The organism is Pseudomonas ekonensis, assembly GCF_019145435.1.
In the GTDB taxonomy this organism is placed as follows: Bacteria; Pseudomonadota; Gammaproteobacteria; order Pseudomonadales; family Pseudomonadaceae; genus Aquipseudomonas; species Aquipseudomonas ekonensis.
Genome location: NZ_JAHSTS010000002.1, coordinates 685,401 through 698,943 on the forward strand (window position 1 = coordinate 685,401; position 13,543 = coordinate 698,943).

A 13,543-nucleotide genomic window follows, 5' to 3' on the forward strand; every position below is an offset into this window, starting at 1 on the left:
TGAGCCACCTTCGACGGTGGCTTTTTTTTGCCTCGGATTCTTGTTTCAGGGTTTTGCCACGGCGTTTCCGGGGTTCGGAAACGACAACGGCCGACCCGAAGGTCAGCCGTTGCCCGACGCTGTCGCGAAAGATCAGTGCAGGCGCCGCCGGTTGCGCACCTCGTGCTTGACGCCCCAGCCTTCGATGACGCCGCCCAACGGCTCCACCACAGCGGAGAAACGCTGCTCGAAGTCGCCGATGCCGCCGTAGGTCGCATGCATGACCTTGCTCAGTTCCAGGTGCCAGGCGCCGTCGTCGCGCACGCTGACCTGGGCATTGAAGGATTCACCGCGAAAATGACCTGCCGCCCTGCGCGCCCGCTCCTCGTTCGGGAAAATGGCGTAGAACTCGATGGGATGGATCCTGGAGAAATCGAAACCGCCTTCTTTCATGCGGCGCAGCACGTTGCTGCTGATGTCTTCTTGGTAGGCTGTGCTCATGAAACGTCCCCCTCTGACAGATGGATAGACTTTCCGTATTCCCTGCACTCAAGCGTTGCGGCAACCGGGTTGCCCACGGGAAACAAGCATGTAGCTGACAAGACCAGACCTTAGCGATCCGTTCGCTGATCTCGCTTGCAGATTAGCCCCATGACAGAGCCGCTGCCAAGGCCTGGCGGTCAGCTGTCAGAAAGATTCAGACTGGGGTGATGCCGAGGATTTCGATGCTGTGCTGAGCCTTGAGGCTCTTGACGCCGGCATCGGCGGTGCGCCCCTCCAGATCGTTCAGATCCAGCTCGGCGGCGACGGGAAGGAATCGTTCCTTGATGAGACGGGCGGCGTGCTCGTGGCTCGGGCACTCCTCGCACTCGAAGACTTCGTTGACGGTTTCGCCATGATCATCCACGAAAGTGACTTTCCACTTTGACATCGGAGCCTCCTCGGTCAAGCCCGCAAATGGGCCTACACCTATCTCGACTTTTAGCCGAATTGATCGTTCCCGGGGAATGTCGCCGACGGAGATGAAAAACCTTTCATGCGGGAGCCGTTGCGCAAGGCGGCGCCTTGGCGGGCGCCATCGCCAGCAGGCTGGCTCCTGCAGTGCAGCGGGCAGCCTGGTGTCGCGGGAGCGGCGGTGCGACCCGCAGCTCCCGCAAGGGCTCAGTCGTTGGCCGGCTTGTTCACCGCCTGCAGCACGTATTGCGGCAGGGCGAAGGCGCCGATGTGGATTTCCGGGTTGTAGTAGCGGGTGACGATGCCGCTGCCGATGAAGCGCTGCTGCAAGGTTTCGCGGCTCAGCTTGCGGTAGGCCGGGTCGGTCGAGCCCCAGGCGAAGGTCATCGAGCCGCCGATGTAGGTCGGCACGGCCGCCTGATAGAAGTGCCAGTCCGGGAACAGGCTGCGCAGGCGGCCGGCGGTGGTCTTCACTTCGTCGATCTGCATGAACGGCGTGCCGTTCTGGGTCACGAGGATGCCGCCCTCGTTCAGGCAGCGGTGGCAGGCCTGGTAGAAGTTTTCCGAGAACAGCACCTCGCCCGGGCCGATCGGATCGGTGGAGTCGGAAATGATCACGTCGAACTTCTCGGTGGTGGTGGCGACGAAACGCATGCCGTCGTCGATCACCAGGTTCAGGCGCGGGTCGTCGTAGGCGCCCTTGGAATGGTTCGGCAGGAATTCCTTGCACATGTCGACCACGGTGCCGTCGATCTCGACCATGGTGATGTGCTCGACGCTGGCGTGCTTGGTCACTTCGCGCAGCATGCCGCCGTCGCCGCCGCCGATGATCAGCACGCGCTTGGCGGTGCCGTGGGCGAGGATCGGCACGTGGGTGAGCATCTCGTGGTAGATGAACTCATCCGCCTCGGTGGTCTGGATCACGCCGTCCAGCGCCATCACCCGGCCCATGCGCGGGTTCTGGAAGATCACCAGGTGCTGATGTTCGGTGCGCACTTCGTGCAGCATTTTTTCCATGCGAAAACGCTGGCCGTAGCCTTCGTAGAGGGTTTCCAGGTACTCGCTGGTCTTGGTGGTGCTCATGGGACGTGCTCCGGTGAATGCTGGGGCGACGGTCGCAGTGACGACTGCCCGGGAAAGGCGCGCATTCTACGTTGCGCAAGATGACAGGTCGAACCCCGGTTCATCGGCCGGGCGCGATCCTTGCGCGAGAGACGGCATCAATCCGGCCGGGCGGCGCTTCGGCTGACGCCGTCGCCAGCAGGTTTGCGCCCTGGCACCTGAGGGCCGGACCGGACAGTGGCTCGCAGGTTCGGGTCAAAGCCGCACATTGCCCCTTGGCCCCGCGATCGCCCAGATGATCAGGCCCAGCACCGGCAGGAGGATGATCAGCAGCACCCAGAGGATCTTCATCCCGGTTTCGGCGCCGCTTTTCAGCACATTGATGATCGCCCAGATGTCCAGGGCAAGGATGATCAGCCCGACCAGGCCGTTGAACGTGGAACCCATGGCGTCGCTCCGAAGTGGTGGCATGCACCTTTAGGATAGACGGCGCCGGCCGGGGTTCCTTTTTATTGCCTCAGACGTGCACCGCGACCTTCAGGGCCTCCAGCGCCGGCGCGGCGGCGATGCCGGTTTCGGCGCACAGCTCCAGCACCCGCGGCACGTCGTTGCCGTACACCAGCACCACTTGCAGCTCGTCATCGAGCAACTGGCTGAAGTTCATCAGCGTATAGCCGCCGTTTTCCTTGTTCAGGCTGCTCATCTGGATCTGGATGCGGTTGAGCGCGGTCAGGGCTTCGGTCTTGGCCAACTGCTTGGGCTTGAGGTTGAACGCCACGCCAGGGCCGAACGACGCGACGATCTGCGCGAACAGGTCCGCATAGGTGTCGGCCTGGAACAGCACGGTGTCCGGCAGGCTGCCGACCACTACCCACTCGCCCAGCGGGATCGGGAAGGTGTCGTCGTAGTTGATGTCGGTGTTGGCGGCCAGGAAGGCATCGGCATCGGCGTAGGCCTGCGCCGCTTCATCGGCGACCTTCAGGATCTCGTCCTCGGCCATGCAGCCGGAGCTGATTTTGCTGATGAGTTCGGCGAGTGCGGCTTTCATGGGGGCAGATCCTGTGGCGAAGGTTTTTCGAGGGCGCGAAGGATAGCGCATTCTCGCCTGCGCCACAGGCCCGGTTCCGGCCTGAGGCCGGTTTCAGCCCAGAAGCTTTTCCAGCAGCGCCGTGGTGTCGGCCGCGCCCATGGTGCGGGCCGCGTCGAGGGCGGCGACGCCGTTGGCGTCCTTGGCTTTCGGGTCGGCGCCCTTGCCGATCAGGTACTCGACGATCTCCACCCGGTTGAACATGGCCGCCATCATCAGGGCCGTGCGGCCGTCGAACGACGCGCCGTCGATGTCGGCGCCGCCGTCGACCAACGCCTTGACCACCGCCAGGTCACCCTTGAACGCCGCGCCGGCGATCGGGCTCTGGCCGTTGCCGTTGCGTTGCTCCGGGTCGGCCTTGTGCTTGAGCAACACCTGCACCGCGTCCAGGTGCCCGTAATAGCTGGCCAGCATCAGCAGCGTGTCGCCCTTGCCGTTGCGCAGGTTCACCGGCAGCCCCGCGCTGATCAGCCGGTCGAGCATCGCCGCATCGCCCTCGCGGGCCTTGTTGAACACCTGCTCGGTGAAGGCGGCGGCCTCTTCGGGGGTCATCTGGCGGTTTGGGTCGGACATGGGAAACTCCACTTTCGGTCAATCGGAATAGCGACAGTTTCCCGAGCCGGACGATAGCTGTCACCCCCTTTTTTCCAAGCCGCCCAATAGCCAAACTCAATAACGGTATTTCCCTGCGCCGATATCGGCCAATACCTGCCCGGTGACCTGCACGTACGTCTGGCTACCGGGCAGCCACGCGTACACCGGATCGTCCCCCGCAAGGTCCGGGTCGAAGCCTTCGCTCTTGAGGCGGGTCTTCTGGTACTTGAACGTGCCGGTGGTTTCCATCTTCACCTTCACCCGCAAGAACAGCGGCACCGCATAGGCCGGCATGCGCTGGCGTGCGAAGGCCAGCAGTTCGGCGAAGTCCAGGGTGGCCAGGGATTCGGCCGGCGTGATCGCCGCCATGCCGGCGCGGCCGTTGGTGTTGGGCACCTCCACGCCGTAGGCCACCGCCTCGGATATGTTCGGGTGCTGCAGCAGCAGGTTCTCCACCTCGGTGGTCGAGACGTTCTCGCCCTTCCAGCGGTAGGTGTCGCCGAGCCGGTCGACGAACTGCGCATGGCCGAAACCGATGTTGCGCAGCAGGTCACCGGTGTTGAAGAAGCGGTCGCCGCGGGCGAACACATCCTGCAGCACCACCTTGGCGGTCTTCTGCGGGTCGGTGTAGCCGTCCAGCGGCGCCTTGTCGTCGATCCGCGCCAGCAGCAGGCCCTGCTCCCCCTTGCCGACCTTGCGCATGAAACCGTCGCCGCCGCGCACCGGCTGACCGCTGTCGTGATCGTAGGCGACCAGTTCCCAGGCCATCAGCGAGAACCCGATGGTGTTGTCGAAATTGAGGATGTTGGTGAAGCCGATGTTGCCGTCGCTCGCCGCGTACAGTTCGCAGATGTGCTCCACCGCGAAGCGGGTCTTGAACTCGGCCCAGGCGCCGGGACGCAGGCCGTTGCCGATCATCTTGCGCACTTCGTGGCGGCTGTCGTCGGCGCTGGCCGGCTGGTCCACCAGATAGCGGCACAGCTCGCCGACGTAGCCGATGGTGGTCGCGCGGTAGCGGCGCACGTCGCCCCAGAACTGGCTGGCGCTGAACTTGCGGCGGATGGCGAAGCCCGAGGCGCCGTTGACCGCCGAACCCCAGCACACGCACAGGCCGGTGGCGTGATACAGCGGCAAGGTGCAGTAGACGACGTCGTCGGGGCCCATGTTCAGGGCGATCATGCCGAAGCTGGCCGAGCTGCGCATCCAGCGGCCGTGCTTGAACACCCCGGCCTTGGGCAGGCCGGTGGTGCCGGAGGTGTAGATGTAGAAGCACGGGTCGTCGAAATGGATGTCGCGGCTGCTGGCCGGGTTGTCGCCGCAGGCATCGGCGCTGGCGCTGATGAGGTTGACGTAGCCGTCGGGCGCGATGCCCGGATGGCGGAAGGTGTCCTGGTCGGCCACGAACCAGGTGCGCGGGGCCGGGATCGACACTTGCTCGCGCACCGCCGCATAGGCCGGCAGCAGTTCCGCGCCGACGACGATCGCCACCGGCGCCACCAGGTTCACGCTGTGGATCAGCGTGTCGCGGGTCTGGGAGGTGTTGAGCAGCGCGCTGACGGCGCCCACCTTGGCCAGCGCCAGAATGGTCACCAGCAGCTCCGGGCGGTTCTCGATGAACACCGCCACCACGTCGCCCTTGCCGATGCCCTGCCCGATCAGGTAGTGGGCGATGCGGTTGGCCCAGCGGTTGGCCTGGGCATAACTGAGCACGACGTCGCCGCACAGCAGCGCGGGGCCGTCGGGATTGCGCAGGGCCGCTTGCTCGAACGTCCAGCCCAAGCCACAGGTCTGGGTCGGATCCTTGACGTTGGCCGCCTTCATCCCCTTCACCACCCGTGGGAGGGCTTTGGCGATGGCCGGCAGTTTGCGGAGCATCATGCTCCAGGTGATCGTGTCGCTTGGCGCGTGACTCATGGCAGCTCCCGTTCGGCCTTGGCGTGCAGGCCGGCTTTTTTATTGTCGGGCAATCCTGTGCGGCGACCGGCGCTGTGGCAGCCAGGGCCGAGACCGAAAATACGTCAGCGCTTCTCGGGCTGTACACGCGGTTTTTGCAATGTTTTGTATCCGCCGTCCGCCCCGCCCGGGACGCGGTCACGGTGGCGGCGTAAACGTTCCTTCCCATCGGTCGCGATCCCGCAAAATGCAGGATGCACGATGGCCATTCATGCAGATTGCACGACAACCCAATCACAGCGAGTTTATAAGTTACTGATTTATAAAGAATTTTAAAAACAGGAATGCTGGCACAATCGCTGCAACCCTCTGTGCATGCTTGCCATTCATGTGCATACGGAGCTGAACGACATGAGCCTGATCCAAGAAAAATTCTCCTCCCTGTTCTCCCAGTACAGCGTCACCACCCAGGCACGCCCCGACGGCGGCATCCTGCTGACGCTGCGCGATAGTGAAGGCAAGGTGTTCAAGCGGGCGCTCACGTATCAGCAACTGCACAACGGCGACCAACTGTCGTGGGCGATCAGCGCGATCCGCCGCGACCTGGCCGAACAGGCCAGCGAACTGCCGCAGATCTCCATGCTGCAGAGCCAGCAGCGCTTTGCCCTGCCGACGTATCACTCGCTGTAACCCGACCGCAAAAGCAAACAGGCCGTGAAGGTTCGCTTCACGGCCTGTTTGCTTTTATGCGGACTGAAGGTCAGAACGCTTCCGGTTCGATGCCGGTGAAGCTGTCGACGGTGACGTGCCCTTCCAGTTCGCCGCCGTCGCGGGCCAGGCCGCAGGTCTTGAGGCCGGCGGCCTGGGCGGCATCGAGTTCCTGGACAATGTCCGACAGGAACAGGATCTGCTCCGGCCGGGCGCCGATGGCCTGCTGAATGTTGCGGTAGGACTGTTCTTCACGCTTGGGCCCCGACGTGGTGTCGAAGTAGCCGTCGAACAGCGGCGTCAGGTCCCCCGCCTCCGAGCAGCCGAAGATCAGTTTCTGCGCCTGGATCGAGCCCGAGGAATAAACGAACAGTTGATGGCCCGCCTGATGCCAGCGCTTGAGCGCCTCGACGGCATCCGGATAGACATGGCCCTTCAGTTGCCCGGCCTGATAGCCCTGTTCCCAGACCATGCCCTGCAACGCCTTGAGCGGCGTAGCCTTGCGGTCCTCGGCGATCCAGCCCAGCAAGATCGCGATGACGCGCTCGACATCGGCCTGCGGCTCGCCGCTGTCTCGGCGCACGGCGTCGAGCTGTTCGGCGACGTCCGTCCGTGCGGCGTTCTGCCGGACGAAATCCGGCAAGTGTTCGGCGGCATACGGGAACAGCACATCGAACACGAAGCTCACCGCACTGGTGGTGCCTTCGATGTCGGTGAGGATGACCTTGATCGACATCGGCTCAGTCCTCCAGGCGCGGGAAGCGGCCGGCGATGTCTTCGCCGGTGAAGTTGGCGACCCAGCCTTCGGGGTTGTTGAACAGGCGGATCGCGACGAAATGCGGGTGCTCGCCCATGTCGAACCAGTGTTTGGTGCCGGCGGGCACCGAAATCAGGTCGTTCTTTTCGCACAGCACCGCGTACACGTAGTCATCGATGTGCAGGGTAAACAAACCTCGGCCGGCGACGAAGAAGCGCACTTCGTCTTCACCGTGGCGGTGCTCGTCGAGAAACCTGGCGCGCAGCTCGGCCTTCTGCGGGTGGTCGCTGTTGAGGCTGACCACATCGACAGTGATGTAGCCGCGCTCGGTCATCAGTTTGTCGATCTGCTCGCGGTAGGCGCCGATGACCTCGTCCTGGCTGGCGCCGGGCTCGATCTTCGTGGCGGCCTGCCAGCGGTCGAAGCGCACGCCCTGCTCGGCCAGGGTCGCGGCGATGTCTTCGAAGTGGGTCAGCACCTTGTTCGGGATCTCAGGGCTGGATACGTGGTAGACGGACAGGCTGCTCATGGGGCGATTCCTCGGTTTCGGCCGCGCCGTCCGGTTTGTGGACACCGGTGGGCGCAGCGCTGCATCAGGCGGTCGGCGACGTCGGCGTCTGCCGTTAACGGTTCAATACGCTGCGGGTCTTGAGCTCGCATTCAAACAGGAATTCGAAGGCCTCGATCTGGCGCAGCGCGTCGCTCATCTGCGCGCCCCAGGTGTAGAGGCCGTGGCCGCGGATCAGATACCCGACGCAGTCGGGGTGGGCGTCCAGCCAAGGCTGCACCTTGGCGGCCAGGCGCGCAATGTCCTGGTCGTTGTCGAAGATCGGCACCCGCACCCGGGACTCATGGGTCGAAACGCCGCTGAAGGCCTTCTGCAGTTCGTAGTCTTCGAAATCGATGAAGTCGCCGGGCGTCAGGCGCGACAACACCGTGGCGTTGACCGAATGGGTGTGCAGCACCGCGCCGATTTGCGGGCGCCAGGCGTAGAGCTGAGTGTGCAGCAAGGTTTCGGCGGACGGTTTCTTGCCCGGCTCCAGGCTGTTGCCGGCAAGGTCGGTGGCGAGCACGTCGTCCGGGCCCAGTTGGCCCTTGTGCTTGCCGGACACGGTCAGCAGCGCCTCGGTCGGCGACAGGCGCGCCGAGTAGTTGCTGCTGGTGGCCGGCGACCAGCCGCGGCCATAAAGGAAGCGCCCGGCGTCGATGATCTGCTGGGCGAGCTGTTCACGGGTAAGGCTCATGGCCTGTCCTCTTGCATTCGAGTGGCAATGATAACGGCAGCGGCGAAGGCTGCGAGGCTTGCGATACTAAAGGTCAATGTCGCGCCGAGGGCGTTCCAGCTGTACCCGGCATACAGCGCGCCGAGCGCACCGCCGGTGCCGGCCAGCGCAGCGTACAGCGCCTGGCCCTGGCCTTGCTGGCGGGCGCCGAAGCTACGTTGCACGAACTGGATGGCAGCGGCGTGAAAGCTGCCGAACGTGGCGGCGTGCAGCACCTGGGCGAACAGCAGCGCCCCGAGGAATTCGGCGAACGACCCCAGGAGCAGCCAGCGCAGCGCCGCCAGCAGGAAACTGGCCATCAGCACCCGGCGCAGGGAAAAACGCGCCAGGATCCGGCTCATGGCCATGAACATCAGCACTTCGGCGACCACGCCCAGCGCCCACAGCATGCCGATCACGCCGCGGCTGTAGCCCAGGCGTTCGAGGTGCAGGGTGAGGAACGTGTAGTACGGCCCGTGGCTCATCTGCATCAGCGCCACGCACGCGTAGAACGCGAGCACGCCGGGGCGGCGCAATTGCTTGAGGAAGCCCTCCCCCGTCGGCCGGTCGCCCTGGGCGGGCTGCGCGTTCGGCACCCACAGGCTGCTGAGGACGATGCCCGCCATGATCAGCACCAGCGCCGCCGGGTAGATGTCCAGGCTCAGCCATTCGAACAGCCGGCCCAGTGCGACCACGGTGATGATGAAGCCGATGGAGCCCCACAGGCGGATCTGGCTGTAGCGGGAGGTCTGGCCTTGCAGGTGCGCCAGGGTGATGACCTCGAACTGCGGCAGCACCGCGTGCCAGAAGAACGCGTGCAGCGCCATGACCATCGCCAGCCAGGCGTAGCTCTTGCTGACGAAGATCAGCGAGAACGTCAGCAGCGTGCACACCGCACCGAAGCGCACGATGGCCAGGCGCCTGCCGGTGTGGTCGCCCAGCCAGCCCCAGAGGTTCGGCGCCACGCAGCGCATCAGCATCGGGATCGCCACCAGCTCGCCGATGCGCGCGGCGCTGAACCCCAGATGATCGAAGTACAGCGCCAGGAACGGCGCGGTCGAGCCGAGCAAGGCGAAATAGAACAGGTAGAAACTGGACAGCCGCCAGTACGGGAGCGCCGCCATGCCGTCAGGCCACGGCGGCTGTCAGGCGGCCCATCAGAGCTGGCCCAGCACCGGGGTGCTCACCTTCACGTCGGCATTCTGCCCGCGGTGGCGCAACAGGTGATCCATCAGCACGATGGCCATCATCGCCTCGGCGATCGGCGTGGCGCGGATGCCGACGCACGGGTCGTGACGGCCCTTGGTGATCACGTCCACCGGGTTGCCGTGGATGTCGATGGAGCGGCCCGGCGTGGTGATGCTGGACGTCGGCTTGAGCGCCAGGTGCGCCACGATCGGCTGGCCGGAGGAAATGCCGCCCAGGATGCCGCCGGCGTTGTTGCTCAGGAAGCCTTCCGGGGTCAGCTCGTCGCGGTGCTCGGTGCCGCGCTGGGCCACGCAGGCGAACCCGGCGCCGATCTCCACGCCCTTCACCGCGTTGATGCTCATCAGCGCGTGGGCCAGTTCGGCGTCGAGGCGGTCGAAGATCGGCTCGCCCAGGCCCGGCATCACGCCTTCGGCCACGACGGTGATCCTGGCGCCGACCGAATCCTGGTCGCGGCGCAGCTGGTCCATGTAGGCCTCCAGCTCCGGCACCTTGTCCGGATCCGGACTGAAGAAGGCGTTCTGCTCCACCGAGTCCCAGGTCTTGAACGGGATTTCGATCGGGCCGAGCTGGCTCATGTAGCCGCGCACGACGATGCCCTGGCTGGCCAGGTACTTCTTGGCGATGGCGCCAGCGGCCACGCGCATCGCGGTTTCCCGCGCCGAGCTGCGGCCGCCGCCGCGGTAGTCGCGCTCGCCGTACTTGTGGTGGTAGGTGTAGTCGGCGTGGGCCGGGCGGAACAGGTCCTTGATCGCCGAGTAGTCCTTGGACTTCTGGTCGGTGTTGCGGATCAGCAGGCCGATGGCGCAACCGGTGGTGCGGCCCTCGAACACGCCGGACAGGATCTCGACTTCGTCGGCCTCCTGGCGCTGGGTGGTGTGGCGGCTGGTGCCCGGCTTGCGCCGGTCGAGGTCGCGCTGCAGGTCGTCCAGGGAGATTTCCAGGCCCGGCGGGCAGCCGTCGACAATGGCGACCAACGCCGGTCCATGGCTCTCGCCTGCGGTGGTGACAGTGAACAGCTTGCCGTAGGTATTGCCGGACATGCAGGACGCTCCGTGAAATCGAACCCAAATTCGTGATGCGCGCCAGTATACGCAGGCTAACCGACTAGTTCATCCTCGAACCTTACGGGAGATGCCGAGTCCAACCGGCACCTTTGCAAATGATGGCGTGATGATGCTGCGAGTTTTGATCTTGAGCCTGACCCTGCTGACCGGCTTTGCCCAGGCGACCGTCCTGCAACGCCCGGTCACTTTGACCACCGACGGCGGCGAACTTTTCGGCTCGCTGTTGCTGCCAAAGTCCGACAAGCCTGTGCCTGTCGTCCTGATCCTTTCTGGCTCGGGGCCTACGGACCGTGACGGAAACAACCCCGACGGCGGGCGCAACGACAGCCTCAAGCGGCTGGCCTGGGTGCTGGCCAAGCACAATGTCGCCAGCGTCCGGTTCGACAAGCGCGGCGTGGCCGCGAGCCTGGCGGCCACGCCGGACGAGCGCAACCTGACCGTGGAGGCCTACGTGGCGGACGCGGTAGCCTGGGGCCGCCAGCTCAAGGCCGACCCGCGCTTCGGCCCGCTGATCCTGCTCGGCCACAGCGAAGGCGCGCTGATCGCCAGCCTCGCCGCGCCGAAGGTCGATGCGGCGGCGGTGATTTCCCTGTCCGGCAGCGCCCGCCCCATCGATCAGGTGCTGCGCCAGCAACTGGCCCGCAGCCTGCCGCCGGCCTTGATGCTGCGCAGCAACGAACTGCTCGACAGTCTCAAGGCCGGACAAACCGACGACCGCGTGCCGGCGCCGCTGCAAGTGATTTTCCGACCGAGCGTGCAGCCGTACCTGATTTCCCTGTTCCGCCAGGATCCGGCGGCGGCCTTCGCGGCGCTGAAGATGCCGGCGCTGATCGTCCAGGGCAGCCACGACATCCAGGTGCAGGTCGATGACGCCCGCCTGCTCAAGGCCGCCAAACCGGATGCGCGACTGGCGCTGATCGAAGGCATGAACCATGTGCTGCGCATCGTTCCCAACGACGTGAAGCGGCAACTGGCCTCCTACAAGGACCCGAATCTGCCGCTGGCGGCCGAGCTCGGCGCGCGGCTCCTGGAGTTCATTGACGGACTTCGCACCCGATAAGCGCCGTTTGCCCTCCAGTCCTCGCAAATGCGGCCGATAAGCCTTTGTCGCCCGCGTATCGGCTGGCGGCAAGCAGGGCTTGGACAGGATCTCGCCGTTATGACTGATACCCAGACTTCACCCGACACCACCGCTGAAAAAGACGCACCGCCAGCGGTCGAGCTGCCGTGGGCGGATGTCCACGTCGAGCACCACAAGATGCTCCGCCTGGCCCCCCAGCAGACCGACCGGAACACCGGCGCAAGGCCGCTGCGCTTTGTCGAGTTCGGTTACGCCGAACGCCACGGCAAGGACAAGAGCCTAATGCGCATGGCCATCAAGCTGCCCGGCCAGCGCGTGCGCAAGGAACAGAACCACCTGGACGTGTGGGTCGACCACACGGCCAAACGCGTGCATTTCGGCCCGGACACCGGCCTGCAGATCGAGCCGGTGAACCGCGGCATCGGCCGCTTCATGGCCGCCCAGGGCATTACGTGGGCGAAAAAGCGCTGGCCCGGCTACACCGTCGACGGCACCGACCTGAACAACAAGGACGCGCTGAACGAAGACACCCGCCTGCGCCGCGACCATTTCCTGCGCGGACACGGCTTTGAAGTGGCCTATGCCGACGCCCAGCACCTGAAGGGCAGCGTCAAGGACGTTGAGGTCGGCGACTTGCGCGGCGACTGGAACACGGAAAAGCTGCAGATCGTCGAGATTCTGGAGGCCGCGCAGATGCTGCAGCAGGCCGAGCAGAACCTGGCCGAGCAGGAAGTCAAACTGAAGAAACAGGAAGAAAAGGTCAGCAAGTTCAAGCGCGAAGACGCCGGGCTGCGCTTCACCATTACCTGCCTGGTAGCGTTTGCGGTGTTCCAGGCCGGCCTGCTGATCTGGATCGCCACCCACCGCTGACAGGTGTCGTGGCGAGGGCGCTCACGCCCCCGCCACACGCTGCACCGTCAGGTCAGACGCGCGAAGCGAACAGTGCCTGATGGGCGCGGCACTGTTCGGCGGTGAGCATGAACACGCCGTGCCCGCCGCGCTCGAACTCCAGCCAGGCGAAATCGACTTCCGGGTACAGCGCCTCGACGTGCACCTGGCTGTTGCCCACCTCGACAATCAGCAAACCTTTCTCGGTCAGATGGTCCGCCGCCTCGGCGAGCATCCGCCGCACCAGGTTCAGGCCATCGTCACCGCAGGCCAGGCCCAGTTCCGGTTCGTGCTGGTACTCGTCCGGCATGTCGGCGAAATCTTCCGCATCGACGTAGGGCGGGTTCGACACGATCAGGTCGAAGCGTTGCCCCGGCAGACCGTCGAAGCCGTCGCCCTGCACCGTGTACACGCGCTCCTCGACGCCATGGCGCTCGATGTTCTGGTTCGCCACCTCCAACGCCTCGAACGACAGGTCCGCCAGCACCACCTCGGCGTCCTGGAACTCGTAGGCGCAGGCGATGCCGATGCAGCCGGAACCGGTGCACAGGTCGAGGATCCGCGCAGGCGCACTGCCGATCCACGGGGCGAAGCGGTTTTCGATCAGCTCGCCGATCGGCGAACGCGGGATCAGCACGCGGGGATCGACTATGAACGACATTCCGCAGAACCAGGCCTCGCCCAGCAGGTAAGCGGTCGGGATGCGCTCGACGATGCGGCGCTTGAGCAGGTGCTGAAGATGGACCAGCTCATCGTCCTCCAGCGCGCAGTCGAGGTAGCTGTCGGCGATTTCCCACGGCAGGTGCAGCGCGCCCAACACCAGTTGCCGGGCTTCGTCCCAGGCATTGTCGGTGCCATGGCCGAAAAACAGATCCTCCCCATGGAAGCGGCTGACGGCCCAACGGATATGGTCACGCAGGGTACGAAGTCGGGAAGTGATCACGGGGCAGAACTCCAGAAAAAACGACTGGCGATTCTATCAGCCAAAACGCATCGCGACGATGC

General features: G+C 64.9%; 16 protein-coding genes. 3 read left to right on the forward strand and 13 right to left on the reverse strand.

Annotation, left to right across the window (positions count from 1 at the left end):
- Window positions 1-132: 132 nt before the first annotated feature.
- The 7 genes from KVG96_RS16030 to KVG96_RS16060 form a co-directional block, all read right to left on the reverse strand.
- Window positions 133-480 carry a ribonuclease E inhibitor RraB gene (locus KVG96_RS16030; RefSeq protein ID WP_217893008.1) on the reverse strand — a complete coding sequence of 116 codons (348 nt, stop codon included), beginning with the start codon at window positions 478-480 and terminating at the stop codon, window positions 133-135.
- A 196-nt stretch (window positions 481-676) separates the two neighbouring features.
- Window positions 677-910: a hypothetical protein gene (locus KVG96_RS16035; protein WP_217893009.1), complete on the reverse strand. Its 234-nt coding sequence runs from the start codon at window positions 908-910 to the stop codon at window positions 677-679.
- A 230-nt stretch (window positions 911-1,140) separates the two neighbouring features.
- On the reverse strand, window positions 1,141-2,016 hold the full coding sequence (gene speE / locus KVG96_RS16040; RefSeq protein ID WP_085577644.1) for a polyamine aminopropyltransferase: 876 nt from the start codon (window positions 2,014-2,016) through the stop codon (window positions 1,141-1,143).
- A gap of 234 nt (window positions 2,017-2,250) precedes the next feature.
- Window positions 2,251-2,442, reverse strand: a complete 192-nt coding sequence (locus tag KVG96_RS16045; RefSeq protein ID WP_011062611.1) for a PLDc N-terminal domain-containing protein — start codon at window positions 2,440-2,442, stop codon at window positions 2,251-2,253.
- A gap of 70 nt (window positions 2,443-2,512) precedes the next feature.
- The gene (locus KVG96_RS16050) at window positions 2,513-3,043 is read right to left on the reverse strand and encodes a hypothetical protein (RefSeq protein WP_217893010.1); all 531 of its coding nucleotides are present in this window, start codon (window positions 3,041-3,043) and stop codon (window positions 2,513-2,515) included.
- Window positions 3,044-3,136: 93 nt separating this feature from the next.
- Entirely contained in the window at window positions 3,137-3,655 is a 519-nt protein-coding gene (locus KVG96_RS16055; RefSeq protein ID WP_217893011.1) for an ankyrin repeat domain-containing protein, read from the reverse strand.
- 96 nt (window positions 3,656-3,751) lie between these two features.
- Window positions 3,752-5,590, reverse strand: a complete 1,839-nt coding sequence (locus tag KVG96_RS16060) for a long-chain-acyl-CoA synthetase (protein WP_217893012.1) — start codon at window positions 5,588-5,590, stop codon at window positions 3,752-3,754.
- A 390-nt stretch (window positions 5,591-5,980) separates the two neighbouring features.
- On the opposite strand from KVG96_RS16060, the gene KVG96_RS16065 reads away from it, so the two are divergent.
- Window positions 5,981-6,259 (forward strand): DUF3509 domain-containing protein, encoded by a 279-nt coding sequence (locus KVG96_RS16065; RefSeq protein WP_217893013.1) that lies wholly within the window; start codon window positions 5,981-5,983, stop codon window positions 6,257-6,259.
- A 70-nt stretch (window positions 6,260-6,329) separates the two neighbouring features.
- Here the strand turns inward: KVG96_RS16065 and mtnC are convergent, their stop codons facing one another.
- The 5 genes from mtnC to aroC form a co-directional block, all read right to left on the reverse strand.
- Entirely contained in the window at window positions 6,330-7,013 is a 684-nt protein-coding gene (gene mtnC / locus KVG96_RS16070; protein ID WP_217893014.1) for an acireductone synthase, read from the reverse strand.
- Window positions 7,014-7,017: 4 nt separating this feature from the next.
- On the reverse strand, window positions 7,018-7,563 hold the full coding sequence (locus tag KVG96_RS16075) for a 1,2-dihydroxy-3-keto-5-methylthiopentene dioxygenase (RefSeq protein WP_217893015.1): 546 nt from the start codon (window positions 7,561-7,563) through the stop codon (window positions 7,018-7,020).
- A gap of 94 nt (window positions 7,564-7,657) precedes the next feature.
- The gene (locus tag KVG96_RS16080; protein ID WP_217893016.1) at window positions 7,658-8,278 is read right to left on the reverse strand and encodes a methylthioribulose 1-phosphate dehydratase; all 621 of its coding nucleotides are present in this window, start codon (window positions 8,276-8,278) and stop codon (window positions 7,658-7,660) included.
- Window positions 8,275-9,420 (reverse strand): MFS transporter, encoded by a 1,146-nt coding sequence (locus KVG96_RS16085; RefSeq protein ID WP_085577651.1) that lies wholly within the window; start codon window positions 9,418-9,420, stop codon window positions 8,275-8,277. Before KVG96_RS16085 ends, KVG96_RS16080 begins: the two co-directional genes overlap by 4 nt.
- 33 nt (window positions 9,421-9,453) lie before the next feature.
- Window positions 9,454-10,545 carry a chorismate synthase gene (gene aroC / locus KVG96_RS16090; RefSeq protein WP_217893017.1) on the reverse strand — a complete coding sequence of 364 codons (1,092 nt, stop codon included), beginning with the start codon at window positions 10,543-10,545 and terminating at the stop codon, window positions 9,454-9,456.
- 130 nt (window positions 10,546-10,675) lie between these two features.
- Between aroC and KVG96_RS16095 the strand changes: the two genes are divergently transcribed.
- Together KVG96_RS16095 and KVG96_RS16100 are read left to right on the forward strand one after the other, a co-directional pair.
- A complete protein-coding gene (locus tag KVG96_RS16095) occupies window positions 10,676-11,629 on the forward strand; it encodes an alpha/beta hydrolase (RefSeq protein ID WP_217893018.1) in 954 nt (317 codons plus the stop codon).
- A 99-nt stretch (window positions 11,630-11,728) separates the two neighbouring features.
- Entirely contained in the window at window positions 11,729-12,520 is a 792-nt protein-coding gene (locus KVG96_RS16100) for a hypothetical protein (protein WP_217893019.1), read from the forward strand.
- A gap of 52 nt (window positions 12,521-12,572) precedes the next feature.
- On the opposite strand, the gene prmB is transcribed toward KVG96_RS16100, so the two are convergent.
- Window positions 12,573-13,481, reverse strand: coding sequence for a 50S ribosomal protein L3 N(5)-glutamine methyltransferase (prmB, locus tag KVG96_RS16105; protein ID WP_217893020.1), 909 nt, complete (start codon window positions 13,479-13,481; stop codon window positions 12,573-12,575).
- Window positions 13,482-13,543 lie beyond the last annotated feature (62 nt).

Bases quoted from the DNA above. Each gene is read 5' to 3' on its own strand.
- KVG96_RS16030 (WP_217893008.1), bottom strand. From the start codon at position 480: ATGAGCACAGCCTACCAAGAAGACATCAGCAGCAACGTGCTGCGCCGC.
- KVG96_RS16035 (WP_217893009.1), bottom strand. From the start codon at position 910: ATGTCAAAGTGGAAAGTCACTTTCGTGGATGATCATGGCGAAACCGTC.
- speE (WP_085577644.1), bottom strand. From the start codon at position 2,016: ATGAGCACCACCAAGACCAGCGAGTACCTGGAAACCCTCTACGAAGGC.
- KVG96_RS16045 (WP_011062611.1), bottom strand. From the start codon at position 2,442: ATGGGTTCCACGTTCAACGGCCTGGTCGGGCTGATCATCCTTGCCCTG.
- KVG96_RS16050 (WP_217893010.1), bottom strand. From the start codon at position 3,043: ATGAAAGCCGCACTCGCCGAACTCATCAGCAAAATCAGCTCCGGCTGC.
- KVG96_RS16055 (WP_217893011.1), bottom strand. From the start codon at position 3,655: ATGTCCGACCCAAACCGCCAGATGACCCCCGAAGAGGCCGCCGCCTTC.
- KVG96_RS16060 (WP_217893012.1), bottom strand. From the start codon at position 5,590: ATGAGTCACGCGCCAAGCGACACGATCACCTGGAGCATGATGCTCCGC.
- KVG96_RS16065 (WP_217893013.1), top strand. From the start codon at position 5,981: ATGAGCCTGATCCAAGAAAAATTCTCCTCCCTGTTCTCCCAGTACAGC.
- mtnC (WP_217893014.1), bottom strand. From the start codon at position 7,013: ATGTCGATCAAGGTCATCCTCACCGACATCGAAGGCACCACCAGTGCG.
- KVG96_RS16075 (WP_217893015.1), bottom strand. From the start codon at position 7,563: ATGAGCAGCCTGTCCGTCTACCACGTATCCAGCCCTGAGATCCCGAAC.
- KVG96_RS16080 (WP_217893016.1), bottom strand. From the start codon at position 8,278: ATGAGCCTTACCCGTGAACAGCTCGCCCAGCAGATCATCGACGCCGGG.
- KVG96_RS16085 (WP_085577651.1), bottom strand. From the start codon at position 9,420: ATGGCGGCGCTCCCGTACTGGCGGCTGTCCAGTTTCTACCTGTTCTAT.
- aroC (WP_217893017.1), bottom strand. From the start codon at position 10,545: ATGTCCGGCAATACCTACGGCAAGCTGTTCACTGTCACCACCGCAGGC.
- KVG96_RS16095 (WP_217893018.1), top strand. From the start codon at position 10,676: ATGATGCTGCGAGTTTTGATCTTGAGCCTGACCCTGCTGACCGGCTTT.
- KVG96_RS16100 (WP_217893019.1), top strand. From the start codon at position 11,729: ATGACTGATACCCAGACTTCACCCGACACCACCGCTGAAAAAGACGCA.